Consider the following 522-nt stretch of genomic DNA (forward strand, 5'->3'; position numbering starts at 1 on the left):
ACTTGGATATCGCCCTCGCTGTGACGGGAAAGCAGTGTTGCTGACTTACTTCAGATGCCGGTAGAGGGTGGTGCGTCCGACGCCGATGATCTCGGCGATGTCGGTCAGATGCATTCCGTTCTCCCGCATCCGTTGCGCCTGAGCAAGTTTCGTCGACGTCATCTTCGGAGGCCGGCCACCTGTACGGCCACGGGCCCGGGCCGCGGCGAGACCGACCTGAGTCCGTTCCCGGATCAAATTTCGTTCGAATTCTGCGAGAGCACCGAAGATGGAAAAGATCAGTTTGCCACCGGAGGTGGTGGTGTCGATAGCTTCGGTCAACGACTTGAATCCGACACCGCGAGCCGCGAGATCTTCCACCGTCTGCAACAGGTGGGGGAGTGAGCGACCCAACCGGTCGAGACGCCAGACCACTAACGTGTCCCCATCGCGAAGATGGGAAAGTAGGTCGCTCAGTTGCGGGCGGGTGGTCGTTGCACCGGACGCGGTTTCGGTCCAGACTTTGAAACAGCCGGCAGCGCT

General features: G+C 60.5%; 1 protein-coding gene. It reads right to left on the minus strand.

Translation table 11 applies throughout. The annotated features are described in order from the left end of the window. Positions 1–45 precede the first annotated feature (45 nt). On the minus strand, positions 46–522 hold a 477-nt coding region (locus QM600_RS29525), incomplete at its 5' end, for a recombinase family protein (protein ID WP_283265325.1).

Source organism: Rhodococcus sp. IEGM 1379 (assembly GCF_030056815.1).
GTDB lineage: Bacteria > Actinomycetota > Actinomycetes > Mycobacteriales > Mycobacteriaceae > Rhodococcus_F.